The 23238-nt window shown below is 61.9% G+C and carries 20 protein-coding genes; 7 read left to right on the top strand and 13 right to left on the bottom strand.

All coding sequences use genetic code 11. From position 1 onward, the window contains the following. A partial coding sequence (locus GM79_RS05520) for a gliding motility-associated C-terminal domain-containing protein (protein WP_161787124.1) occupies positions 1-784 on the top strand: 784 nt, incomplete at its 5' end. Between the two features lie 362 nt (positions 785-1146). Here GM79_RS05520 and GM79_RS05515 read toward each other — a convergent pair. From GM79_RS05515 to GM79_RS05505, 3 genes are all read right to left on the bottom strand, one after another. Then, positions 1147-1800 carry a heme-copper oxidase subunit III gene (locus GM79_RS05515; protein ID WP_035560447.1) on the bottom strand — a complete coding sequence of 218 codons (654 nt, stop codon included), beginning with the start codon at positions 1798-1800 and terminating at the stop codon, positions 1147-1149. Between the two features lie 83 nt (positions 1801-1883). Beyond that, complete coding sequence (locus GM79_RS05510; RefSeq protein ID WP_035560443.1) at positions 1884-2222, bottom strand: hypothetical protein; 339 nt, start codon at positions 2220-2222, stop codon at positions 1884-1886. Then, positions 2215-2466, bottom strand: a complete 252-nt coding sequence (locus tag GM79_RS05505) for a hypothetical protein (RefSeq protein ID WP_072008546.1) — start codon at positions 2464-2466, stop codon at positions 2215-2217. The genes GM79_RS05510 and GM79_RS05505 overlap by 8 nt, the downstream gene beginning before the upstream one ends. A 174-nt stretch (positions 2467-2640) precedes the next feature. Between GM79_RS05505 and GM79_RS05500 the strand changes: the two genes are divergently transcribed. Next, the gene (locus GM79_RS05500) at positions 2641-3462 is read left to right on the top strand and encodes a hypothetical protein (protein ID WP_152559856.1); all 822 of its coding nucleotides are present in this window, start codon (positions 2641-2643) and stop codon (positions 3460-3462) included. Between the two features lie 131 nt (positions 3463-3593). On the opposite strand, the gene GM79_RS05495 is transcribed toward GM79_RS05500, so the two are convergent. Continuing rightward, positions 3594-4931, bottom strand: a complete 1338-nt coding sequence (locus tag GM79_RS05495; RefSeq protein WP_051718547.1) for a M23 family metallopeptidase — start codon at positions 4929-4931, stop codon at positions 3594-3596. 201 nt (positions 4932-5132) lie between these two features. Here GM79_RS05495 and GM79_RS05490 point away from each other — a divergent pair, with 201 nt between their 5' ends. The 3 genes from GM79_RS05490 to GM79_RS05480 all read left to right on the top strand — a co-directional run bounded on the left by GM79_RS05490 (position 5133) and on the right by GM79_RS05480 (position 7267). Further along, positions 5133-5984, top strand: a complete 852-nt coding sequence (locus GM79_RS05490; protein ID WP_035560439.1) for a hydroxymethylglutaryl-CoA lyase — start codon at positions 5133-5135, stop codon at positions 5982-5984. A 109-nt stretch (positions 5985-6093) separates the two neighbouring features. Then, positions 6094-6525 carry a hypothetical protein gene (locus tag GM79_RS05485; RefSeq protein ID WP_152559855.1) on the top strand — a complete coding sequence of 144 codons (432 nt, stop codon included), beginning with the start codon at positions 6094-6096 and terminating at the stop codon, positions 6523-6525. Further along, on the top strand, positions 6506-7267 hold the full coding sequence (locus GM79_RS05480; RefSeq protein ID WP_035560435.1) for a (Fe-S)-binding protein: 762 nt from the start codon (positions 6506-6508) through the stop codon (positions 7265-7267). The genes GM79_RS05485 and GM79_RS05480 overlap by 20 nt, the downstream gene beginning before the upstream one ends. 234 nt (positions 7268-7501) lie before the next feature. Here GM79_RS05480 and dapA read toward each other — a convergent pair whose 3' ends face one another. Beyond that, the gene (dapA, locus tag GM79_RS05475; RefSeq protein WP_035560433.1) at positions 7502-8386 is read right to left on the bottom strand and encodes a 4-hydroxy-tetrahydrodipicolinate synthase; all 885 of its coding nucleotides are present in this window, start codon (positions 8384-8386) and stop codon (positions 7502-7504) included. A gap of 126 nt (positions 8387-8512) precedes the next feature. On the opposite strand from dapA, the gene GM79_RS05470 reads away from it, so the two are divergent. Beyond that, the gene (locus tag GM79_RS05470; RefSeq protein WP_035560431.1) at positions 8513-9436 is read left to right on the top strand and encodes a polysaccharide deacetylase family protein; all 924 of its coding nucleotides are present in this window, start codon (positions 8513-8515) and stop codon (positions 9434-9436) included. Positions 9437-9791: 355 nt separating this feature from the next. Beyond that, the gene (locus GM79_RS05465) at positions 9792-11966 is read left to right on the top strand and encodes a bifunctional alpha,alpha-trehalose-phosphate synthase (UDP-forming)/trehalose-phosphatase (protein ID WP_035560429.1); all 2175 of its coding nucleotides are present in this window, start codon (positions 9792-9794) and stop codon (positions 11964-11966) included. 97 nt (positions 11967-12063) lie between these two features. Here the strand turns inward: GM79_RS05465 and GM79_RS05460 are convergent, their stop codons facing one another. The 8 genes from GM79_RS05460 to GM79_RS05425 all read right to left on the bottom strand — a co-directional run bounded on the left by GM79_RS05460 (position 12064) and on the right by GM79_RS05425 (position 23179). Beyond that, positions 12064-13881, bottom strand: a complete 1818-nt coding sequence (locus GM79_RS05460) for a glycoside hydrolase family 15 protein (protein ID WP_051718546.1) — start codon at positions 13879-13881, stop codon at positions 12064-12066. Between the two features lie 205 nt (positions 13882-14086). Further along, entirely contained in the window at positions 14087-14908 is an 822-nt protein-coding gene (locus GM79_RS25725) for a rhodanese-like domain-containing protein (protein WP_200875584.1), read from the bottom strand. A 300-nt stretch (positions 14909-15208) separates the two neighbouring features. After that, positions 15209-17308 carry an NAD-dependent DNA ligase LigA gene (gene ligA, locus GM79_RS05450; RefSeq protein ID WP_081867574.1) on the bottom strand — a complete coding sequence of 700 codons (2100 nt, stop codon included), beginning with the start codon at positions 17306-17308 and terminating at the stop codon, positions 15209-15211. Between the two features lie 140 nt (positions 17309-17448). Further along, complete coding sequence (locus tag GM79_RS05445) at positions 17449-18057, bottom strand: DUF4920 domain-containing protein (RefSeq protein ID WP_081867570.1); 609 nt, start codon at positions 18055-18057, stop codon at positions 17449-17451. Positions 18058-18111: 54 nt separating this feature from the next. After that, positions 18112-18732, bottom strand: coding sequence for a hypothetical protein (locus GM79_RS05440; RefSeq protein ID WP_152559854.1), 621 nt, complete (start codon positions 18730-18732; stop codon positions 18112-18114). A gap of 300 nt (positions 18733-19032) precedes the next feature. Continuing rightward, complete coding sequence (locus GM79_RS05435; RefSeq protein WP_035560425.1) at positions 19033-19797, bottom strand: hypothetical protein; 765 nt, start codon at positions 19795-19797, stop codon at positions 19033-19035. Continuing rightward, the gene (locus tag GM79_RS05430; RefSeq protein WP_035560423.1) at positions 19794-21596 is read right to left on the bottom strand and encodes a S8 family serine peptidase; all 1803 of its coding nucleotides are present in this window, start codon (positions 21594-21596) and stop codon (positions 19794-19796) included. The genes GM79_RS05435 and GM79_RS05430 overlap by 4 nt, the downstream gene beginning before the upstream one ends. A 134-nt stretch (positions 21597-21730) precedes the next feature. Further along, positions 21731-23179, bottom strand: a complete 1449-nt coding sequence (locus tag GM79_RS05425) for a M20/M25/M40 family metallo-hydrolase (RefSeq protein WP_152559853.1) — start codon at positions 23177-23179, stop codon at positions 21731-21733. Positions 23180-23238 lie beyond the last annotated feature (59 nt).

Here is a 23238-nt window from a genome sequence, read left to right as displayed (position 1 = left end):
TTTGCAGCAGCGGGGCCGCTTCACCTGGCGGGTCGATTGCCGGGCGGTGGGAGCCGATTCGGTGTTCAACTTTCAGTTCACCGCCATTACTTCGCCCTGCGGGGTTCGGCAGGCCACAACCATCACCGTGCCCGTGGTGGTGCGCTACGCCAATAGGCCGCCGGTACTCACCTCCACCCTGCCCACGGCGGTGGCGGAACAGGCTCCGGTCGTGGAGTTGCCGCTAGGCCAGGTTTACACGGCCACCTTCAGCGGTATCGACCCTGACCGCGACGGACTCACACTAACGGCTACCGGCAGCCTCGATAATGGCAAGGAAGGCTTTGACCTGGCCCTGGCCGGCATGCGCTTCGAAGCTCAGAATGGCACGGGCGCTGCCAATGGCACTTTTCGCTGGGAAGTGAGCTGTGCCGCCGCCAACCTGCACCGCAACCTCACCGTGACCTTCCAGCTCCTCGATGCCACGTGCAAGCCGCTGCCGCAGTTTCAACGCATCCAGCTGCGGGTAACGAACCCAGATTCGCTGGCGGTGAAACTCTACAACGTGATTACGCCCAACAACGACAGCCAGAACGACGAGTTCCGACTGCCGGATTTACCGCCTAATTTCTGCGATATGCAGTTCGCCAACGTCCGGATTTTCACCCGCTGGGGCCAACAGGTCTTCACGTCGTCAGAGCGAAATTTCCGGTGGGCCGGGTCGGATGGCGCGGGCCTGTACTACTACTTCGTTACGTACACCGATGGCCGAAAGTACCGGGGCTGGCTGGAGGTGGTGAAGTAGCGTTAAGCGTTGAGCCGCAAGCTTTAAGCTACATGCTGCAAGCTTTTATCCGTTAACAATCAGCTCATTGGCTTTAGGTCGCCGAATAACCAAACGCGGGCGCAAAATCAAATAGAAAGCGGGGGTTCGTAAAGTATTATGGAGGACTTACGTACTCAGTAGCTGGCGCGCATCTCCGACGCGTTGCCCACTGGTTTCGCGTCTCTGACGCGCGCGGCCAACGAGACCAGACGGAACGAGCGGCAGCGTTTGGAAACGCCGGGCCAGGAAGTCACGCGTCAGAGACGCGCGCCAGCTGCTGGCAGCGTAAGTCCTGTTATGGAGAAATACAGGCTTGGAGCTTGAAGCTAGCGGCTTGTAGCTTAATACAGGAAGAGGAAGACGGCGAAAAGCGCAATCCACAGTACATCAACAAAGTGCCAGTAGGTGCCGAGCAGCTTTAATTGCCGGCGTTGGTAGGGGTTGCGAATGAAGACGAGGCCGCGCACCGCATCACGCTTGGCCCGCACCACCCGCAGCAGCAGCGTTAACAAGAACAGCATACCGCCCAGCAAGTGCGCGACGTGCAACGCCGAAATAAGGTAGATAAACTGGCCGCTGCTGTTGCTGGCGTCCCCCTGAAACGGCACCCCATTGGCAAAAAGCTCACGCCAGCCTAATATTTGCAAACCCGCGAAAACACTACCCAAAAATAGCGTAGCGCCCAAACAGCGGACCAGCGTTCCCAGGTCTTCCTCTTGGTAAAGCCGGGGCGCCTGAGCAACCACGAAACTACTAAACACCAGCACGATGGTACTCAGCGAAAAGTAGCGGGGCAATGCGTGCAGGCCCGTTGGCGCGCCACTACGCAGGCGCGTGGCCACGTAGGCAGCCACCAACACCATAAACATTACCGTGATGCCCAGCAGGGCAAAGTACAGCGCCACGGTAACCGGAGGGAGGCTGCCGGTACGGCTAAAGGGAGAAGCGCTTTGCCCAGCGCTGACCTGGTTGGGATGTTCGTGTTCGGATTTCATTAGGACCGGCAGAGAGTGTTCACTAGCAAACTAATGGACGAACAATTAGTTGCAAAAACACCTGCCGGACCCCGCGAAACTACTCAGCGGAAAAACGAGCCAATTTTGCCGAGCACGGCATTGAGCGTGATTTTGGGCGTGCGCTGCACGCCGAATGTGACGTACGTTTTGCCCCCCACCCGTAGGTCGAGCACCCAGCCCAGCTGCCGGGCCAGGTCGTTGATTTGCTGCATCGGGTCGGGCCCGGAGGACTTGGGCGCTTTGGGCGCACCCGGCGGCTTGGGCGGGCCGGCGGTGAGCAGGTCGAGCACCTGCTGGCTCGGAATATTGAGAATGAGGTAAGTGCCCGACGCCACCAGCTGCAGCGCATGGCCATTCCAATTGATGACCAGCTGCGCCTCAATTTCGAGCGTGCTAGGCACCGGCTTCGGGGAGACTGGGCGGCAACTGGGGCACGGCCGGGCGGGCGGCGGGCTGGTCGCCGCGGGTGCGGATGCGCAGCGAACCATTTAGTTTCCAGGTGGCGGCGGGGGCGCTGGGGTTTTGGGGATTGGGGACTTGCAGCTCCATTTGCTCGAAGGCACAGCTAAGCTCAACGCCGCCCGAGAGCTTGCCGAGCAAGGAAGCGGCCATGTCGGCCCAGTTAGAGGAAGAAGAATCAGGCATTGCAACGAATCGATAAGTAGTGAATAAACGGCGCCCGCACCGGGCGGGCCAACTGGCCACAAAGTACGGCCCTGTGACTGCTAACGCAAGGTCGAGGCTCAGGTTGTGCTTGCATCCAAGGGGGTTGCCCGCTGCGTACCTTGCATCCCGATGGCTATTTTCAACTTCCATTCTATGTCGAAACACTCCTCTGGCGCGGCTTTGGCCGCTGGGTTGCTGCTACTGGCCGGTGCCTGCCGGGCCCAGACCACGCCCGTTTCGTTGCCGTTGCCGCGGCCAGCGGCGGTTTCCGAGCTCCGGTTTGAGAAAGTGGCTCCCTGCGCCCAGCCCTTTGGCTTTACCGAGGGGCAAAGTATTGAATACCAGCTGCTGGATAGCAAGGGCCGGGCCACGAGTACGTGGCGCTACCGCGTGCTGAAAATCAGCACCGAGGTGCTGCCCCGCAAGAACGAGAGCCCCGTCATGACGACTCAGATTCAACTGAAAAGCGGGCAATATGACCTCAAAAACCGGGTTCTTCAGCAGCAGGACCTCACCCACTTCTGCCGCAACGACACGACTTTTACCGATGGCATGGCGGCCATCAGCTACGACGACATGAAGTCGTTTCGCAATCGCCGGCTCGTGTACACGGCCGTCCCGTTGGCCTGGCCCAACCAGCCAAAGGCGGGGAGCCAGCTGGCACCGGGTGGCGTGGTGGCACAGGTGAGCAGCTCGATGGTCGACATCGCCAAAGTGCGGACGCTGGTGAGCCAGCGCACCATTCTGGCCGGCCCAAGCCCGGTTACGGTGCCCGCTGGCACGTTCAATTGTTACGCGGTGGAAGGGCAGCGCGAGGCGTCCACCACCACCCGCCCCGACCTGATTCTGAGAAACAGCGGGCGCGAAGTCAACTACTACGACCCGGCCGTGGGCATTGTCAAAACCGAATACTATGATAAGAAAGGCAAGCTGATGCAAACCCGCGTACTATCTAAACGCTCGCTAGGCAGTTAGCTATCAGCTTGTCTACTAGCGTTCAAACTGTTAGACTCAATTATTACCTGGCCTTACGCAGCCCAGGCGCAAACCTCAATTATTATCCGATTGATGCAGGCTGGAGGGTTTAGATTGAAACCAGGTGCTCCTTAAATATCGGCCCAGCCGGTTTCGCCCCGCGGGCCGCGCAACAGGCTAAACCCCGCCGCCTGGCCCAGTACCGCCACCGAAGTGCGGGCGGCCAGGGCGCCCTCCGCCGACGAAGCGGCGGCGGGCGCGGTGAGCAGCTCAGTTAGCGCCGGGAGCACCACGCGCCGCAGCGGATTGCCGGTGGCGACCAGCACTGCCTGCGCTAACACATAACCGATTTGGCCGGTGGGCGTCTGCACCCGTAGCGCGGCCCCGTGCTGGCCCACCACCAGAAGCGGCAGCTGCTTGCTCAGCGCAATGGCACGGGGTGCATTTTTGCCCTTGCCCTTGCTCTTGCCAGGCTCAGGTCCGGGCCGCAGGGTTGCGTCGGCCCGCAGCCGCACAAATTCGCCCCGACGGTCGGGGCCTTTGGGCAGCGGGGCGGCGGCGCCGGGGCGCTGCACGAAGGGAAACGGGTCGACGGCACCCTGCCCGCTGCGGTAGATGCCGAAGTGTAGGTGCGGCGTCGTGGTCCGGGCATTGCCGGTGTTGCCCACCAGGCCCAGCGTATCGCCGGCATTCACGCGCTGGCCGGGGCGCACCAGCTGCTTGTCGAGGTGAGCGTAGTAAATGTGGTTTCCGCGCCCGGCCTCATCGGCCAGCCACACCACGCGGCCGCCAATCGGGGTTTCGCCGGTGCGGGTGATGACGCCCGCCGTAGCGGCGACCACCGGCGTGCCCCGGCTGGCAAAAATATCAATACCCTCGTGACGCCGGGCACCGCCGTCGCGGTCGGCACCCCAGAAGCTGCCCACAGCGGCATCGGTGCGCCCCGACACCGGAAACACGCTCAGGCCCGGCTCCCGATTCACGCGCAGGGTGTAGCGGCCGGCGGCCAGCAACTCGGGCTGCACCCGCAGCAGGTGCTGGCCATCGGCATCGGCCTGGTAGCGGAAGTCCAACGCCAGGGTGTCAGCACTGGCCAGGGGCGCGGGGACCGCGCCGGGCACTACTTCAAAAGCATCCAGAAAGACCCGCGCCGACGCCCCCGCGCCCAGGGAAAGGCTTATGTGCACCTGCTCCCCGGCCCGCACGGCGTAGCGGTAGCTGGCCGCGCCGGGGTTGCCGGGGCGGAAATACCCGGTTTCGGCAAACGGCAGCGCCACTACCAGCGAGTCGCGCAGGGCTTGCCCGGCCGCAGCCAGCCAGGCACGGCCGCCGGGGCGCTGGGCCAGGCCGGCCTGCGCCAGCTGCCGGGCATAGGCCTGGTGGGGGGTCGATTTTTGAAACAGGGCCTGAAGGCTTTGCTGCTTGCTACAGCTGCTGATTAGCAGCGCCGTGCTGAGCAGCAGGGGCATTAAAAAACGTGTATTCGGCCGCTTCATCAGCCGTAGCGTTGTGGTATCCATCCTATTGAGCATGCCCTTCAAACACCCGCCGGCTTTGTGTAGTTCGGTAGCACGGGCCTACCGTGCCGGGTACGGCGCCAGGGCGGAGCGAGGGCCTGCTTGCTACGGACTGCTACCTTTAGGGGCCCGTTCCTCCCCTATTTCTCCGCCATGAAGCTAATTGAATGCCCGCGCGACGCCATGCAGGGGCTGCCCGATTTTATTCCGACCGCCACCAAAACCGCCTACCTCAACGCCTTGCTGAAGGTGGGGTTTGATACCCTGGACTTTGGCTCCTTCGTGTCGCCGAAAGCCATTCCGCAGCTGCGCGACACCGCCGAGGTGCTGGCCGGCCTCGACCTGGCGGCTACGCGCACCAAGCTGCTGGCCATCGTGGCCAACCTGCGCGGTGCCGAAACGGCCGCCCAATACCCCGAAATCAGCTACCTCGGCTTCCCGCTCTCGGTGTCCGAAACCTTCCAGCAGCGCAACACCAACAAAACCACCGCCGAGGCCCTGGCCGAAGTAGCCGCCATGCAAGAGCTGTGCGAGCGCACCGGCAAAACCCTGGTTACCTACCTTTCCATGGGCTTCGGCAACCCGTATGGCGATGCCTGGAGCCCGGAAATTGTCACTGATTTCACGCGGCAGCTGGCGGCGCTGGGGGTTCGCATCGTGGCGCTGTCCGATACCATCGGGGCCTCCACGGCGGCCACCATTACGCCGCTGTTTTCGGCTTTGATTCCAGCCTTTCCGCAAATTGAATTTGGGGCGCACCTGCACACCACGCCCACCAGCTGGCACGAGAAGGTGGCCGCGGCCTACGAAGCCGGATGCCGCCGTTTCGATGGCGCCATTGGCGGCATTGGCGGCTGCCCCATGGCGGCCGACGAGCTAACGGGCAACATGGCCACCGAGAATCTACTGGTTTTTGCGGACGAACAAGGCGAAATGACCGGGCTGGACCTGCAGGCGTTGGCCCGGGCCCGCAATGAAGCGGCCGGGGTGTTCGACTTCCATTAATTCCAATAAGCTTTTAGTGAATAAGCAGCAGCCACGGTGGGTCTTGGTAATGGTAATAATGGTATTCCTGTATTGCACGGCGCTATTAGGCTACCGTAGCAGTCGTTCGTTGGAGAATTTGACCAAGGCCAGCGGACAGGTACAGCAAGTTCATTACCAATTGGAAGGCAGCCGCAACCAGACAATCATGATGTTGCTCCGGCTTCGCGCGACCCCGGTTACGCTTAAGCTCAATGTCGGTACCCGAGCGACAGATACGATGGTTTCAATGCCATTTAAATGGGAACAGCAATTGCGAAATGCCGCAGTTGTCACGGCTTACTACGACTTGGATTTGGCCGCAGATGAGGCGTTTATATACCAGCTTGAAGCCGATGGCACGGTGCTGGTTGGACTGCGCCAGAATACGCTATTGAACCGCATTGGAAGCTTGTTTTGCCTACTCATGCTGTTGCTTATAGTTTATTTTAGGCGCAAACAGCTCCTTGTCAGTAAGTCCACCCCTCGAAAGCCTTCCCGCCATGCCAAACGTTCACGTTGACATCTTCATTCCCTGCTTCGTTGACCAGCTTTACCCCACCACCGCCCTGAACATGGTGAAAGTGTTGGAGCGGGTTGGGGTGCAGGTGAACTATAACGCGGAGCAGACCTGCTGCGGGCAGCCCGCTTACAATGCCGGCCATCACCCAGAGAGCCGCGCCGTAGCGGAGAAGTTCCTGAATGATTTTGCCGCTCCAGCAGCACCAACCGGCCAGAACGCGCCTTTGCGCTACATTGTGAGCCCTTCGGCCTCCTGTGTGGGCATGGTGCGCAACAGCTATACCGAGCTGTTTGCGGACCGGCCGCAGCAGGCAGCCTGCCGGGGCGTGCAGGGCCGCACGTATGAGCTCACCGAATTTCTGGTGGATGTGCTAGGAATCACGGCTATTCCCGGCGCCCAACTGGCGGGCAAATACACGTATCACGACTCTTGTGCCGCGTTGCGCGAGTGCGGTATTCGGGCCGCGCCGCGCCAGCTGCTCGACGGCGTGGCCGGGCTAGAACGCCTCGAAATGGCCGAAACCACCACCTGCTGCGGCTTCGGCGGCACTTTTGCCGTGAAGTTTGAAGCCATTTCCGTGGCCATGGCCCAGCAAAAAGTAGAGTACGCTCTGGCTACCGGCGCCGACTTTATCGTGAGCACCGACGTAAGCTGCCTGATGCACCTGGAGGCGTACATCAAAAAGGAAAAGCTCCCGCTCAAGTGCCTGCACGTTGCCGATGTGCTGGCCAGCGGCTGGTAACTTTTTAGTTGTCGGTTGCTAGTTGGCAGTTGTTAGTGCATTATTACTTCGACAACCGATAACTAAGCAGGTACGCATAAGTAATCGTATTGAGTTTTGACCGTCATGCTGAGCTTGTCGAAGCATCTCTACCGCACCATTGGGCAGTTTCAACGGTGCGGTAGAGATGCTTCGACAAGCTCAGCATGACCCGCTTTTTTGCTACGGTTACTTTTGCACCACTGCTTAAGCCCCCTAAAGCACTCTCCGAATCCGCTCTTTCAGGCCGTTGGTGGCTTCCAGGAGGGGCAGGCGCACGGCCGCGCCGCACACGCCCAGGCTTTCCAGAGCAGCTTTTACGCCCACGGGGTTACTCTCCTCATACATCAGCGGGTTCAGCGGGAGCAGCTGAAACAGGCCCGTACGGGCGGCGGCAAAGTCACTGGCCAGGGCCGCGCGGGTCATGTCGGAAAAGCGCTGTGGGAAGGCGTTGGCCAACACCGAAATCACGCCCTCGGCACCGCAGGCAATGAGGGCGGGCGTGAGCATGTCGTCGCCCGAGAGCAGCAGAAAATCTGCCGGCTTGCTGGCCGCAATGTTCAGGCACTGCTCCATGTTGCCGCTGGCTTCCTTGATGCCGATGATGTTGGGGTGCTGGGCCAGGCGCAGCGTAGTTTCGGCGCTGATGTTGGAAGCCGTACGGCCAGGCACATTGTAGAGAATCACGGGCACGGGGCTGGCATCGGCTAGGCGCTGATAGTGGGCCAGCAGGCCGGCCTGCGTGGGCTTATTATAGGCCGGACTGGCCGAGAGCACGGCGGCAATGCCCGTAAGGTCGGTGGTGCGGAACAGGTCTGCGGCGGCGGCAGTGTCGTTGCTGCCGATGCCGTAGACGAGTGGGACGCGGCCGGCCACCTGCTCTTTGGCCACGCGCAGCAGCTCGGCCCGCTCGTCGGTAGTGGTCGTGGGCGATTCGCCGGTAGTGCCGTTCACCACCAGGTATTCCACGCCGCCTTCAATGCAGAAATCCAGCAGCCGGCGCCAGCCGGCATAATCTACGGCCAAGTCAGCAGTGAAGGGGGTGACCAGGGCCACGCCCGTACCATGAAATGCAGGAAGACGGGTGCCGGAGTTGTTCATGCGCAGGGTTCGGGGTTAGTTTTGTACAGTACAAAGGTAGGGGCGCGTCGCACGCGACCCCGACTATCTCCCTCATTTTTCAAACCTGCCCCACCCGGCGGGCGCGTGCGACGCGGCTCAGTCTCCATGAAACTCCCTTCCGCATCCCTCCTGCTGGTGGCCCTTGCCGTAGCCGCCTGCGACTCTAAAACCGCCACATTGGGCGAGGCCGGCACCAGCTCCGCCACCGTTGAAGCCATTGCCGGCGCCCCGGCCGAAGCCGGTACTTCCGGTACCCGCGCCACTGCCACCGACGAGGCCAACGCCACGCCCGCCCCCGACCCCAAAACTATTCCGGCCAGCGCCACCGGCAATGCCGCCGCCATTCTGGCCCGGCCCCAAGTGCCTATTCTGTGCTACCACCAGGTGCGCGACTGGACGGCCCGCGACTCGAAAGGTGCTAAGGACTACATCATTCCGGTGGCGCAGTTCAAAGCTCAGATGAAGATGCTGGCCGACTCCGGCTACCACACCGTGCTCCCCGACCAACTTTACGCCTACATGACCATGGGGGCCAAACTGCCGAGCAAGCCCATCATGCTCACCTTCGACGACACCGACCTTGACCAGTTCACGGTGGCCCGCCCCACCCTGGAGCAGTACGGCTTTAAGGGGGTTTATTTCGTTATGACGGTGAGCATCGGCCGCCCGCGCTACATGACCAAGGCCAACATCAAACAGCTTTCCGACGAGGGCAACGTCATCGGCTCGCACACCTGGGACCACCACAATGTGAAAAAATACCAGGGCCAGGATTGGGTAACGCAAATTGAGAAGCCGACCAAAACGCTGGAGGAAATCACGGGCAAAAAAATCAGCTACTTCGCCTATCCCTTTGGCCTCTGGAACCCCCAGGCGTTCCCGGAGCTGAAGTCCCGGGGCTTCGTGGCCGCCTTCAGCCTGGCCGAAAAGCGCGACCAGAACGACCCGCTCTTCACCATCCGCCGCATCATCGCCAGCGGCTACTGGACGCCCAAGACGCTACGTAACAACATCGTGCAGTCGTTTTAAGCTGCCAGCTATTAGTTATCAGCTCTTGGCAATTCCTGGTGACCTGACTAACATCCAAAAACAGGTAGTTGACAACCCCATTACTTTTGCAATATGAGGCCTGATGCCCTCCTCAGTGTTGCTTTTGAATACAGCCCTGACCTAGCAAGGTCGGGGCTTTTTTGTGGGAGCAGGTAACTGCCTATATAGCTTCTAAGCGGAGAATTTAGAGTCAGCACAAATAGGTCTCATTGCTTAAAAACCATGCTTTTGAGCAGTTTTTAAGCCCAAACGGTGAGAACCTATTCTCACTAAAACCCGGTCAAATGGCTTGTTTTTCCGTAAACCCCTGGATTAACCAACCGCACCGCGTGCTATGCCTAGAACTATAATTGTTTCCAACCGCCTGCCCATAAAAATCCAACGTACCGAGGACAACCTTACTTTCCAGCCCAGTGAGGGCGGTCTGGCTACCGGCCTGGGCTCTATTTACCGGGCCGATGGCAACCTGTGGGTGGGCTGGCCGGGGCTGTACGTGCAGGACGAGTCGGAGGAAGAGTACGTGCGGCAGCAACTGGCCGAGGACAGCATGGCCCCGGTATTCCTCACCGAAGCCGAAATCCGGGACTATTACGAGGGCTTCAGCAACGGCACGCTTTGGCCCACCTTCCATTACTTCGCCCAGCTCGCCCGCTACGACGACGTCCTCTGGGAAGCCTATAAGGCGGTGAATGAGAAGTTTTGCCAGGCCGTGCTGGCCCAAACCGGCCCCAACGACACCATTTGGGTGCACGACTATCAGCTGCTGCTGCTGCCCGAGATGCTGCGCAAGGCCCGGCCGGATGCCACGATTGGCTTTTTCCTGCACATTCCGTTTCCGTCGCACGAGCTGTTTCGGGTGCTGCCCTGGCGCGAGGAGCTGCTGCGCGGCGTGCTCGGCGCCGACCTCATCGGCTTCCATACCTTCGGCGACATGCGCCACTTCCTCAACTCAGTGTCGCAGCTGCTGGGCCTGCCCAGCCAGAACGGCCAGGTGGAAACCGCCACGCGGACGGTGCTGGTCGATGCCTTTCCCATGGGTATCGACTACGCCCGCTACGCCGAGGCGGCAGTATCACCGCAGGCCCAGAACCACGTGCGGGAATACCGCGAGGCCCTGCGCGAAGTGCGCGTCATCCTTTCCATCGACCGGCTCGACTATACCAAAGGCATCGCCCAGCGGCTGCGGGCCTTCGATTTGCTGCTCCAGCGCTACCCCGAATGGCGCAGCCAGGTGAGCCTGCTCATGGTGGTGGTGCCCTCACGGGACCAAGTGGCGCAATATGCGTCCCTCAAGGAGGAAATTGATGAGCTGGTGGGCCGCATCAACGCGCAGTACCGCACCATTAGCTGGAATCCGGTGCACTACTTCTACCGCTCGTTTCCGCTGGAGGAACTGGCTGCGCTCTACAAGATGGCCGAAGTAGCCCTGGTGACGCCCATGCGCGACGGTATGAACCTGGTGGCCAAGGAGTTCGTGGCCAGCAAAACCGACCAGCGCGGTGTGCTTATCCTGAGCGAGCGGGCCGGTGCCGCCCGCGAGCTGTCCGACGCCCTCATCATCAACCCCACCGATACGGGAAAGCTGGTGGAGGCCCTGCACGAGGCGCTGGTAATGCCTGAGGACGAACAAATTACCCGCATGGCCAACATGCAGGCCCTGGTGCAGCAGTACGATATTTTTTCCTGGACCAAGCTGTTTATGGACCGCCTGCAGTATGCCAAAGAGCAGCAGCTCACCTTGGCTACCACCATGCTCACAACGAAAGTAGCGCAGCGGCTGGTGAGCGAATACCAGGGGGCCAAGCGCCGGCTCTTGCTGCTGGATTACGACGGCACCCTCACGCCTTTCCACAACAACCCCCAGCGCGCCCAGCCCGACCAGGAGCTGCGCCTGCTGCTGCGCGCCCTCACCGACAACCCCAATAACCAAGTGGTTATCATCAGTGGACGCGACCGGGCGACGCTGGAGAGCTGGCTGGGGCATCTGCCGCTCGATTTCATTGCCGAGCACGGCGTGTGGCTGCGTCGGGCCGGCCAGGAATGGACGCTGTTTCAGGAGCTACGCGCCGACTGGAAGCGCGACATCCGCCCCGTGCTGGACTTGTACGTGAACCGTACGACGGGCTCCTTTATTGAGGAAAAGGACTATTCGCTGGTCTGGCACTTCCGCCGGGCCGATGCCGAGTTGGCTGCCGGCCGCGCCCGCGAGATGATGAGTCACCTCACGTTCTTGGCTTCAAACACCGATTTGCAGGTGCTGGAAGGCAATAAAGTAGTCGAGATTAAAACCGCAGGCATCCATAAAGGCACGGCGGCCGCCCGCTGGGTGAGCGTGCACGAACCCGACTTTATCCTGGCCCTCGGCGATGACCGGACCGATGAAGACACCTTCCGGGCGCTGCCTTCCGACGCCTACACCGTGAAAGTGGGCAGCGCGCCCCGGTCGCTGGCCCGCTTCCGCGTAGCCAGCACTACGGAAGTCCGCAACCTGCTGCGCCAGCTGCTGTAGCAGCCAACTCATAGGCCCATTGGGTTTCCTGATTGCATAAAAAGAGCCCCTGACGCAACGTGCGTCAGGGGCTCTTTTTATGCAATCAGGAAACCGTTTATATGAAGCCAGGTTGGTCCAGCTTCTTGGCAATGCGGTAGGCGGCGTTCATGAGCCCGACGTGGCTGTAAGCCTGCGGGAAATTGCCCCACTGCGAACCCGTTTTGGCGTCCACGTCCTCGCTGAGCAAGCCCAGGTGGTTGGTGTAGCCGATGAGTTTTTCAAACTCGCGGATGGCGTCGTCGGTACGGCCCACCACGGCCAGGGCCTCCACGTACCAGAACGAGCAGATGAGGAAGGTGGTCTCCGGGGTACCGAAGTCGTCGGCGTGCCGGTAGCGGTAAAACAATCCTTCGGCCGTTTTCAGCTCCTTTTCCAGGGCTTCGAGGTGCTTCCGCGCCCGGTCCGAATTCGGGTCGAGGTAGCCCATCAGGATAAGCTGCAAGGTGCTGGCGTCGAGGTGTGGCGAGCCAATGGCGTTGGTGTAGGCGCCCAGCTCCGGGCTGTAGCACTGTTCGATGCGGCGAGCCGCTTCTTCGTTCAGCTCGGTTGCCAGCGCCTCCATAGCTGTGTTGCCGAGCGTGCGGGCTACTTTGCGGGCCGCGTGGCTGCCGGCCCAGTGAAACAGGTAGGTGTAGCAGTGGTACTGCGCCAGGTTGCGGAATTCCCACAGGCCCGCGTCGGGCACATCCATCGTGGTCTTAATCAGGCCCAGGGCCTCGTACATGAGGGCTTCGGGGTTGGTACGGTCCGGGTTCACGAAGCGCTGGTCGACGTAGAGCGGCAGCAGTGCCACCAGCACCTGGCCGTACACGTCGTTCTGCACGTGAGTGTAGGCATCGTTGCCAATACGCACCGGCTGGTTGCCCATGTAGCCCTCCAAATCCAGCTCCTGCTCCACCAGCTCCGACGCCCCGCTGATGCCGTAAAGGGGCTGATACTTGCCCTTCACCTTGGTCGAAATATTGGCGATGTAGTGGAAATACCGCTCCATCTCCTCAAAGTGGCCGATGTTGTTGAAGGCCGTCAGGATGTAGTAGGTGTCACGCATCCAGCAGTAGCGGTAGTCCCAGTTGCGGGTGCTGCCGGGCGCTTCGGGCAGGCTGGTGGTGCTGGCCGCGATGATGGCGCCGGTGTCTTCGTACTGGTGCACCTTGAGGGCCAACGCCGAGCGAATGACCTGCTCCTGATGAAAATTGCCGATGCTCATGCTCTTCACCCACTTCCGCCAGTACTCCAGCGTGCTGCTCAAAAACCGCTCAGAAGTACTCTCTACCGGGGCCTCCAGGGGCGCCCCATACGTAAGCACCAAGTACTTGGGCTCGTTGAGGGCAAAATCTTCCTCATCCAGAATGTAGGTGAGCGGGATGTTGGTGGTGAGGCGAATCTCCTCTTCCAAACCCAGATAGGCAATGTGGTTGGAGCTGCGCCGCCGGCTCAGGGTTTTGCTGCCGTACTCGCCCACCGGGTCGCAGACTACGCGCACGCGGGGCGCGCCCTCGAGCGGCTCCAGTTTGCGAATGAGCATGAGGGGCTTGTAGTAGCGCTCGTATTGCGCGAAGCGTGGCGCGAAGTCCGTGACGCGGTAGCGCCCGTCGGCCGTGGTGATTTCCGTGCGCAGCACGTTGGTGTTTTCCACGTAATACTGCTCCGAACTGAAGCTGCCGCCCTGCGCGGGCCGGACGCTAAACTCGCCCCCTTTTTTGGAATCGAGCAGGCTGCCAAACACAAAGCTGCTGTCGAAGCGCGGCCAGCAAAGCCACGCCACGGAAGTATCCTTATTAACCAGGGCCAGAAAAGCGCAGTTGCCAATCAGCCCCATTTCATACAGGTGTTTCGTCGGCAGGGCTTCCGGCGTCAGGGTTTCATTTGTCATACAAAAAGGCGTAATATGAAGTGGCCCGAATGGGAACGCACTCACCAAAAAGACCCGGCAGCCACCTGCCGGGTCTTTACAGAAATACGCCGGAATGCGGTCCGGGTTACCAGCCGCGCTGTAACGGCAGCAGGCAGAAAGGCTTAAAAACCAAAATCCCGACCCGCTTAGCCGCGGTTTGCCCGCCAGGCGGGACCATATTGGCCTACTTGGCGCCCGCAGCCTGCAAGGCGTCGTAAGCACCCGCGTTGATGACGGACTCAAAGCCCTGCTCCTTCATCACTACTGCCGCCCGACCGCTGCGGTTGCCCGTGGCGCAGTAGAGTACGTATCGACCGGCGGGGTCCAGCAGGCTCAACTGCTGCTTAAAGTCGGAGGCCCGAAAGTCCACATTTTGGGCACCTTGCAGGTGGCCCTGCGCAAATTCTTCGGGCGTGCGCACGTCCAGAATTTTGGAGCGGGGGTCGGCCAGCAATTGGGTGGCGAGGGCAATTTCCACTGCTGGCAGCGGCGCGGCAACCTGCGCACCGCGCTTGGCGGCGGGGTCCTGAATCACGGTTCCGGCCTGGTGAATGACCACTACAAACGGGAAGTCGCCCTTCATCTCGCTATAGATGGTCGCTTCAAAATCGGGGCTTTTATACCGAACGGCCTCGCAGCCGGCGCAGGTCACGGGCTGGGCTTCGAGTTTCTGGCTTTTGAGCTCGCTGCGCAGCTGGCGCACGCAGGAGGCTTGGGTGGTTTTGAACACCACGTCCTGGCCGGGGCGCTGCGCCCGCACGTTGAGCCGGGAAGCCGCGGTACCGTCCGGAGCCGGAAAGGTCCAGAATGCTTCCCGCGAAGATGCGCCGGGGGCGGTATAAACCCAGTCAGCTGCCAATTGCTGGGTCACGACCTGGGGCGTCACCAGGGCCGTGGGAGCCGCGCCAATGCGCAGCAGCTCATCAAGCGCGAGACATTGCGCCCGCAACGGGGAGGCCACGCCTCCCAGGCCGAGCAGCAACAGCAGTAAAGTAATGATTCGCATGGGTGGGATAATGGAGGTACAATATCGGTACGTTAAATCGCAGGACAATAATTCAGCCGAAATAACTTTTCCCCTGTTTCCTGGCTGAAAATTCCTGTTTATGTGGAAATCAGCCTTCCCGGTCCTGTTTAGCAGTGAGCTTTAAGCTGCAAGCCGCAATCTTTACATTATGATTATCAACTGGTTGCTAGCTCTTCAAAGTGCGGTTGCTTTTGCACAGCTGCTTAGTTGCTGATACTACGCACGTCTTGGCTTGATAAGTCATTAAGGTCACATCATATTGAAAATCAGATAATTAAACTACAATAACAAACTCTGCTGGCCCGGACCGGGCAACGGGGCGGCCATAGCAGAGCCTACGGCCGGGGCTTCGCCAGGGCCGGGCAGCAGCACCATCAGCTCCGTTTCAGAAATGATGGGCACTTTAAAACCCAGCGCCTTCTCACGCTTCGCGGGGCCCATGTTTTCGCCGGCCACCAGGTAGCTCAGTTTTTTACTGATGGACCCGGTAATTTTCCCGCCGTTCGAAATAATGAGCTGCTGCAGCTCGTCGCGGCTGTGCTGCTCAAACACCCCGGAAAGCACAAACGTGAGGCCCACGAGGCGGTCGGAAGCGGGCACGGGCGCTTCGCCAGTCACTTCCAGCTGCACGCCGGCCTGGCGCAGGCGCTCCAGCTCGCGCTGATTTTCGGGTTGCTGAAACCACTCGCTGGCGGCCACGGCAATTACGCTGCCCACTTCGGGCACGGCGGCCATTTCTTCGGCCGAAGCGGCCCGCAGCGCGTCAATGGTGCGGTAATGGGCCGCTAGCTTCTGGGCCACGGTTTCGCCCACGTACCGAATTCCCAGCCCGAACAGCACGCGCGGAAACGGCACCTGCTGGCTGGCTTCGATGCCCGCAAGCAGGTTATCGATGCTTTTTTGGCCCATGCGTTCCATCGTCACCAACTCGGCGCGGCGGGCGGGCAGCTCATAAATGTCGGCGGGCGTCGTCACCAGGCCCAAATCGAAGAAACGGCCCACCGTTTCGGCACCCAGACCATCGATGTTCAGCGCCTTGCGGGAGATGTAATGCTCCAGCCGAGCCTTGAGCTGGGGCGGGCAGCCCCGCTCGTTGGGGCAGCGGAAATGCGCTTCGCCCTCGGGCCGCACCAGGGCCGTGCCGCAGGCCGGGCACGCCGTGGGGTACACAATGGGCACGGCTTCGGCGGGTCGGGCGCTTAGGTCCACCCCCGTGATTTTGGGAATAATTTCGCCACCTTTCTCCACGTACACCAGGTCGCCGAGGCGCAGGTCGAGCAGCTCAATCTGGTTCGCGTTGTGCAGGGTGGCGCGCTTCACCACGGTGCCGGCCAGCGCCACGGGCGTAAGCACGGCCACTGGCGTCACGGCCCCCGTGCGGCCCACGTTGTAGAGCACCTCGTTGAGGCGGGTGCGGGCCGCCTCGGCCGGGTACTTGTAGGCAATGGCCCAGCGCGGGCTTTTAGCCGTGTAGCCCAGCTGGTCCTGCTGCCGCAAATCATCCACCTTGATGACGATGCCGTCGGTAGCCACCGGGAAATCGAAGCGCTGTGTGGCCCACTGATGCACGAAATCCAGTACTTCGGTAATGGTAGCACAGCGACGCCAGGTATCCGAAACCGGCAGGCCGTAGCTACCCAACGCTTCCAGCGCCGCGCTGTGGCAGGCGAAATGGCGGCCCGGCGTCAGCAGCGAGTAGGCATAGAAACGCAGCTTGCGGGCCGCCACCTGGGCAGAGTTTTGCAGCTTGAGCGCCCCACTGGCGGCGTTGCGCGGGTTGGCGAGCAGGGCGTCGCCGTTCTGCTCACGCTCGGCGTTCAGCTCGGCAAAAACCGGCAGGGGCATGAACACCTCGCCACGCACTTCAAAGTCCTCGGGCTGGTTGGGGCCGGGGCGCAGGGCCAGCGGCAGCGTGCGAATGGTGCGCACGTTGGCCGTCACCACGTCGCCGCGGGTGCCGTCGCCGCGGGTCACGCCCTGGGTGAGCTGGCCGTGCTCGTAGCGCAGGCTCATGGCCACCCCGTCAATCTTCAGCTCGCAGACGTAGGTGTAGGGCGCGCCTTCGAGGCCGCGCTGCACCCGCTCGTCAAACTCCCGCAGGTCGTCCTCCGAATACGTGTTGCCGAGGCTCAGCATGGGGTAGCGGTGCTCGGCCGTGGGAAACTGCTTGGTGATGGTGCCGCCCACGCGCTGGGTGGGCGAATTGGCCAGGGCCAGGCCAGGATGCTCAGTTTCGAGCTGCTGCAGCTCGGCCAGCAGCTGGTCGAATTCCTGGTCGGGAATCTCCGAAATGTCGAGCTGGTAATACTGATGGTTGAGGTGGTGAAGCCGCTCGGAGAGCGCCAGGATGCGTTGCTGTACAGCGGAAGAATCGGACATGAGCAGGGGGCCAGACGCGGCCAAACGGTTCATTTCAACTAATGATGCAAGCTACGCCAACGGTTCAAAACGGGCCATAAACGAGAAAAGGCCACCTCACGGGCGGCCTTTCTAGTACTCTTATTATCAGCATCTAATGCTTAGTCCTGTATTAGCACGCCATCGGCCATAAAAGTGAGCTGCTGCTCGTCCTGAGTGATGGCGGCAATTTCCTGACTCGATTTGCCGGCGTCCCGGGCGTAGTGCTGCAAATCGGCCTTGGTAACGGTGCTGCGGTGGGCCCAGCCGCTCACCACCACGTTGCGGCCGGTGAGGTCTTTGGGCACAAAAAACGCGTAATCCTTAAACCGAACGCGCATTTGCTTGCCGTCGGCAGTGGCTAGTGTCATCCAGCAGCCTTTGGCCTGGCACACGGCGCTGGCTCTGCCCGTCAGCTTCACCTGGGCCGAGTCGCGGGTGCCGAGGGCGGTGGCGATGGCGCTCATGGGCAGGGCGCCGGCCGGGGTAATGGCCGCCCCGAAGGTTTGACCGGCGGCGGCGGGCACTACGTTGCTGCTAGCGCCCTGCTCGGCTTCTTCTTCGGTAGTTGGCGAATCTTCATCGCCGGGCGGCACTTCGGCGTTGTGGCCGTTCACTTCCTTCTGGGCCCCTTCTACGGGCAGCACCGGGTTGATGGGGGCCGACGGTACGAAGCGGATGAAGAGCAGAATGGCTACCAATAAGGCAGCAAAAGCGAGAATAAATTTCATGAGTTGATTGAATTAAGTCAGGTTCAGCGAAGGAAATCAGAACCAAGCCCGCTGCTACTGATTGATAACCACCGCCTTTTGCAGCTTGGGCACGTAGGCCATCCGGCGCTCGGAGCCGCCGGCGCCCACGTAGTCGAAACCCACGATGGAGGGGTCTTCACGCAGCGCGGCCCAGGTTTTGGAATCCATCTCGGCGGGCTGCCGGGCATCGGGCATCAACGCCGGCTGCGAAAAGCGGCCATCGGCGAAGAAGCTGTTCATGCCTTGCAAAATCGCAATTTCCTTTTCGCGCACAGTTGAGGCCTGCGGGTCAATCAGGGCGCGCTCGCTGATGAGGGCGCGGGCGGGCAGCACCTCGTGGCGCAGGGTGTCGCCGGTGCTGCTCGTAACAATGAGGTGGGCCTGGGCGGTGAGTACCCGCGGGCCGCGCAACTGCAGAATAAAATTGTCTTTGGTATCGGGCCGGGAGAAGCTGTGGGTCCGGCTCACGGTGTTCAAAACCGTTCGGCCATTTACGCGGGTACGGTCGCCGGCCGCCGGCGGCGTGTACGTCGCGCGCGGGTCCACGGTAGAGCTGCTCACTTCGCGCTCGGTACTCACGCAGGACGTGAGCTGCAAGGCAAGCCCTCCGGCAACGAAAGCGAGGGCGGCAATTTTAAAAGAAGGGGTTTTCATAAAAAATGGGGATTGCCGGGCAAAGAACGGCTGTTGCTGCACGAAGATAGGGACCGAAAACGCAGGCGTAAATACAAGAGCAAAAACAAAGCCCAAACCGCTAGGCGGGGATTTTACGACAAAGGCCGCAGGATGGGTTTGCTTTTTCCAGAACTTGCTGCCCCAAGCAACCTCTTTTACCATTTGAACTGCCCTAACCGGACGCTTATCCCGGCAAGGAGAAGCCGCTGCAATCCTAAAACCAACCTTTTATCTTAGACTACAGGCTGTATATCAAGGTTTTTAACGCCACTAATTCGCTCAAAACAAACCCAGCTCGATGCCCACCACCCACCGCGGCAGCTCCGGCCAGCCGGCATAATCATCGCCAAAAGCGCTGGACAAGCGGTAGCGGCCCACCAGGGCGTAGCGGTCGATGCCCAGCCGGGCGCCCACGCCGCCGGTCCAGCGGCGCAGGTACGGCAGGCCCGATTCGGTGGTTTCCACGGCGCCGATGCCGGGCGCCGGCTCGCCTTGGGTGACGTGGTTGGTGCCCGCCAGCCAGCCGCCGCCGGCCAGCAAGTCGAGGTAGCGGCCCACGGAGTTGCCGCGTCGGCCCGCATTAAACCGCAGGCTGGCTTCGGAAAAAATCTGGTGCTGACCCAGCTTCTCGTGCCGATGCAAGGCAGCATTGGGCACGGTTTTCTGCGCGTTCTGGGCCAGCTCATACCGCAGGTAAGCATAGCCCAGGTCCAGGTTGACGGCCAGCGCCTGGCTCAGCCGAAACTTGAGCCGCCCGCCCAGCCGCCCTTCCGATGAACCCAGTCCGTAGCGAAGCGCCGCGCCCCGGCCGGCCGGGCCCGCCACCAGCCCGTAGCCCGCATAGAAATGACCAAAATAGCGTCTATTGGCCCCAAACACGGTTTTTATGGTGTCATCGGCTACGTTGGCCTGCACCAGCACTTGCTGGGCCCGCGCCGGCCGGGTAGCGCCGGCCAGCAGAAGCGTCGCCAGGGCCAGGCGCCATCCCCAGCGCGGCGGCATGTCGAAAATATGGGCGTAAGTTGTGGTAGAGAGGTTTATCATTCCGAATACGTGCCGGTATATCCTTTGAAATGAACCTTGAGCACTTCGCCATTCTGCAGCAGGCGGCGCGGCACCTGCACTACCAGCCGCTGGGTTACGGCGCGGGTTTCGTAGCGATGCAGCACCCCGCGCCGGTCGGCCAGGTTCCAGTAGAGATAGGGCGGGTAGTTGGGTTCCGGCAACGGTAGCGGTACTGGCTGCCCCACCGGCAGCGGCAGCGCACGGGCCGGGATTTGGGACTCGGCCAGCCCCTCAAAAGCCACTTGCACGGCTATGCCGCTTTGCTCCACCAGCATGGGCAGCAGATCGGCGGGGCGCAGGGCGGCCTCCGGCCGGATAACCACCGCCACGAGGCTGTCGTGAGCAATAAAATCGAACGTGGGGCCCGGCGCTGCCGCAGTAACGGGGCGGCCAGGCGAGCTGGTGTACTGGTAGCGGGGCCGCCCGTAGCCGTGGGCGTAGTCGAAATAAGGGAACAGCTCGCCGGATTTTTCCAGGGTTCGGAACAGCTCCATGGCGGTAGCTTCCTTGTTCTGCTGCCGCAGGCAGGCCGCGAACCCCGCCAGCAGCGGCGCCGAAAACGAGGTACCCTCCAGCCGCTCATAACCCCTGGGCGTGGTGGTGAGCACAATGCCAAAGGCGGCCAGGTTGGGTTTGGGGCGGCGGTCGGCCGTGGGGCCGTAGGAGCTAAAATCCACGTGCAGCCCGGTTTCGGGGTCGAGGCCGCCCACGGCCAGCACCGAGTCAGCATCGGCCGGCGTGCCAATGCGCACCCAGTCGTTGTCGCCGTCGTTGCCGGCGGCACTCACCACCAGCATGCCCTTGCGGGCCGCCAGGTTGGCCGCGCGCGACACCAGGCTGCGGCGGCCGTTCATCTGCTCCGGAAAATACCGCTGCTCGGTGTACGCCAGCGAGGAGCTGATGATGTCCGCCCCCAGGCGGTCGGCCCATTCGGCGGCGGCCAGCCAGGCTTCTTCCTCGGCGTAGCGCTCGCGGCCCAGCTGCTCGGTGCGGGCCAGCAGGTAGCCGGCAGCCGGCGCCAAACCCAGGGCCGGGCCCGGCGCGCCGCCAGCAGCCGCCGGGAGCCGGCCGGCCAGGCAGCCCATTACTTCGGTGCCGTGGCTGCCGCTCTGGTACACGTCGTCGCGGTTGCGAAGGAAGTCGCGGGTGGCGATAATCTGCTTGTTTTTGACCAGCTCCTGAAAGGCCGGATGCGCCAGCAATCCCCGGAAACCTACGTCGAACACGGCAATCCGGACGCCGTGACCTTCCAGGCCCGCGGCTCGCAGGGCGGGGCCGTCGAGGTGGGCCGTCTGGCGGCGGGCCAGCAGGTAGTCGTTGGCCGAGATGGGTTTGAGTGGCGTGGTCGGTTCCCCTTCGAGCGAAGCACCGGCTTGGCGGGCGGCTATTGCGCCGGCGGCCTGGGGCCAGGCCACCACGCTGGCTACGCCGGGCAGGTGCTGCAAGGCGGCGGCCTGACGGGGCGTGGCCCGACAAGCCACGGCATTAAACCAGCGGCTTACCAGCGTCACTGTGTCGGCAACGGCGGTGATGCCGGCGAGGTAGTCGGGCCGCACGGGCAGGTCGCTGGCCTCAAAAGCAGGCAGCTGCTGCCGTTGCCGCCGCGCCTGGGCCTGCGGCGAAAAGTAGCGCCTGGGGTCGAAGGAAACGCCTTTTTTGTCGCTCAGCGTTACCCAGTAGCGCGTAGCCGGGGCCGCAGCCGGGCGTTGCGCACAGGCCCCTTCCGCCCCAGCCAGCAGTCCCAAACTCACCCACAGGCACACCCAGTTTTTTTTCACACGCTGTTAATTCCGGCGTTACCGGGCCAGTAATTTCCTTTCTTTTGGGTCAGTCGTAATCTGGTGTGGACCTCACCCCCTGGCCTGGAGTTGACACCAGATTACAACGGACCAAGCAATACAGCACCAAGCCCCTACAAACCGTATTTACTCAGCAAATAAATGAGCGAGGCCATGCTGGCACCGCCCAGCTCCAGCTCGCGCTTGTGCACCTTATCAAAGGTATCGGCGGCGGTGTGGTGGATGTCGAAGTAGCGCTGCGAGTCGCCGTCGTAGCCGATGAGGGCTTTGGGATTGACGGCCGCTTTCAGGGGGCCGATGTCGGTGCCGCCGTGGCCGGCCTTGAGGCTGCTGGCGTGATAGGGTTCCAGCAGCGGCCCCCACACGGCCAGCTTAGCCAGCATGGCCGGCTCCGCTTCCACGTTGAAACCGCGGGGCGTGAAACCGCCACCATCCGACTCAATGGCGACGAGGTGGTTTTCCTTGTTCAGGGCCGCCAGGCGGGCGTACTCGATGCCGCCCCGGTTGCCGTTTTCCTCATTCATAAAGAGCACGGCCCGCACGGTGCGTTCGGGCCGGAAGCCGGTGGCGCGCAGCAGGCGCAGCGCCTCGATGCTCTGCACCACGCCGGTGCCGTCGTCGTGGGCGCCCTGGCCCAGGTCCCAGGAGTCGAGGTGGCCGCCTACGGTGATGATTTGCTCGGGATATTTGGAGCCTTTGATTTCGCCCACCACGTTGTAGCTTTTCTCATCGGGGAGGGTCTGGCATTCCATCTGCAGCTCAAACTCCAGGTCGCGGTTGGCTTTGAGCAGCAGGCTCAGCTGGTCGGCGGCCAGGGTGCTGAGGGCGGCGGCCGGCACTTTGGTCACGGCGGGGTCGTAGCTCATGGTTCCCGTGTGCGGGTTATCGTCGCGGGCGCTGGTGAGGGAGCGCACCAGGGCGCCCACTGCACCGCGCTTGGCGGCCTCGCTGGCACCGCTACGGCGCTGGTCGCCGGCCCGGCCATAAGCCGTACCGGACTCAATAAGGGCATCATCGAATGGCCGGTTGAAGAACACGAACTTGCCTTTCACGTCGGCTTCGGGCAAGTTGCGCAGCTCCTCAAAGCTGCGCACTTCCACCACGCCGGCCTTGAGCTTGCCATTGGTACCCACCGAGCCGCCCAGGGCGCACAGGGCCACTTTAATTTCCTTGCCCTTGTTGCCCACGATTTCGCCCCGCTCCTTGTTGCCGCGCACCCAGTGCGGCACCATCACTTCCTGCAGGTAAACGCGGTCGAACCCCGCTTTTTCCATGGTGAGCTTGCCCCACTCCACGGCCTGCTGGGCCTGGGGCGAGCCCGAAAGCCGGGCCCCAATGGTACCGGTGAGGTAGCGCAGGTTTTCGTAGCTCTGCCCACGCAGCAGGGCTTCATCAAATATTTTGCGCAGGGCCAGCGAATCGGTAGGGTCGACGCGGCTGGCCTGAGCGGTGGCCTGGGTGGCTTTGGCTTTTTTGGAAGCCCGTTGGGCGTGCGCGGGGGCCAGGCCGGTCAGCAAGGCCGCAGCCAGGGCCAGGCGCCGGTACCAGGCGGCAGAATTCATCTTGTTCATAAAAGAAAATAGAGGGCCCCGAAACCGGCGCCCGGCACTAAAGTACACGG

It is taken from the genome of Hymenobacter sp. IS2118 (genome assembly GCF_000715495.1).
In the GTDB taxonomy this organism is placed as follows: Bacteria; Bacteroidota; Bacteroidia; order Cytophagales; family Hymenobacteraceae; genus Hymenobacter.
Note: the sequence above shows the minus strand (reverse complement) of the source record. Positions and strands in the feature narration are given on the sequence as shown.